The organism is Cellulomonas septica, from assembly GCF_012396155.1.
In the GTDB taxonomy this organism is placed as follows: Bacteria; Actinomycetota; Actinomycetes; order Actinomycetales; family Cellulomonadaceae; genus Cellulomonas; species Cellulomonas septica.
In genome coordinates this window covers 1-1,760 of the sequence record NZ_JAAXOY010000715.1, presented here as the reverse complement: position 1 = coordinate 1,760, position 1,760 = coordinate 1, and the positions used below count along the sequence as shown (strand labels likewise).

The window sequence follows — 1,760 nt, the reverse complement described above, 5'->3', positions numbered from 1 at the left end:
TGGCAGGTCCGCCGGGGCCGCCCGCCACACCGCGCGACGACAGGGCCCGAGCGGCCGACGAAGGACCCGACGATGCCCGACCCGCACCCCCCGGTCCCGTCGCCGTCGCCGCTGCCCCCGCCCGTCCCCACCGACGACGACACCCGCGCGCGGCGCCGCGTGGACTTCGACCCCGCGGTGCACGGGTTCGCGTTCCCGAACGCGTTCGTCGACGAGCTCATCACGCTCCCCAACGGCACGACGATCACGACGGCGGGCCGGTGCGGCGGCATGTCGTACGCGGCGCTCGACTACTTCCTCTCGGGCCGCCCGGTCCCCCGCTGGTCCGCGGACCTGTACGCGCCCGAGCGGGTCCCGCCGGACGAGAACTGGCTCGCGAAGTACGTCCACGACCGCCAGCTCCAGTCGTTCCTCACGGGCTCGGCGACGAAGTTCCTCACGTGGACGCTGCACTCCGACGACGAGACGTGGGTGTTCAAGGGCGTGAGCCGCTGGACGAAGGAGGAGGAGGTCCCGCGGGTCATCGCGTCCGTCGACGCGGGCCGCCCGGTCGTCCTGGGCCTCGTCGTGGCGCGGTCGCTCGCGAAGGTCGGCGACAACCACCAGGTCGTGGCGTACGGGTACGACGTCGACCGCGCGACGGGCCGCGTCGCGCTCCAGGTGTACGACCCCAACTCGCCGGGGCGCGAGGTCGTGTTCACCTCCGAGCCGGGGCAGAAGGACTGGTCGGCGTCGAACGGCCGGCGCTGGCGCGGGTTCTTCGTGCAGGACTACACGCCCAAGCCGCCGCGCGTGCTGACCCGCACGGCGCCGTCGCGCGACCGGCAGGTGAGCACCGGGGACGTCGTCAAGCTGTCGCACGTCTGGACGGGCCGCTCGCTGCACTCGCACGGGCTCGCGTACACGCATCCGCGCACGTCGGGGCAGCAGCAGGTCACGGCGTTCGACGGGTCCGACGACAACGACCTGTGGCGGCTCGCGGCGCCGCACGGGAACGCCGCCGGGGTCGGCGACGGGCACGTGCTGCGGCACGGCGACGTGCTGCGGCTGCGGCACGTCGGGACCGGCCGGAACCTGCACAGCCACCGCGGCTTCCCGTCGCCGCTGACCGGTCAGCAGGAGGTCACGGCGTTCGGCCGTGACGGCGTGGGCGACGGCAACGACGACTGGCGCGTCGAGGTCGACGGTGGCGGACGCTGGCGTGCGGGGTCGCGCGTGCGGCTCGTGCACGTCGCGACGGGCGTGGCGCTGCACTCGCACCGGCGCTCGGACCCGCAGGTCACGGCCGGTCAGCAGGAGGTCACGGGCTTCCCCGGGCGCGACGGCAACGACTGGTGGACGGTCCTCGAGGTGCGCTGACGCCCGCGCAGTCCTCACAGGCCTGGCGGCGCCGCTGAGAAATCCCGACCGGATATCTCAGGATTTGGGAGGGGTCTTCTCGCCCCTCGGAGGTGCTGGCACGGTGTTCCCCATGTCGTCCCACCGAGCACTCGCCACCGCAGCCGTGCTGCGCGTGGCCCGCTCGTGTCGGGCGTGTCCCGCCCGCCGGTGACCGACGACCACGCCGTCGTCGACCGCTGACCGGTCCGCGGCGCCCCCACGCCGCGTGTGACGTCCCTCCCCGGACCGTCGCCGCCCTCGCACCGAGGGCACCTCTCCCCCGCGCACCACCAGCACCGACCGCCGCACGCCCGCAGGGGGCCGCGGCGCGATCCGTCCTGCCGTCGAGAGGCACACGCATGTCCACCCGTACCCGCCGG

1 protein-coding gene is annotated in these 1,760 nt (G+C 74.4%); it reads left to right on the top strand.

Annotation, left to right across the window (positions count from 1 at the left end):
* Positions 1-72: 72 nt before the first annotated feature.
* A complete protein-coding gene (locus tag HGA02_RS18480) occupies positions 73-1,359 on the top strand; it encodes an MIR domain-containing protein (protein ID WP_168680774.1) in 1,287 nt (428 codons plus the stop codon).
* The last annotated feature ends 401 nt before the right edge of the window (positions 1,360-1,760 follow it).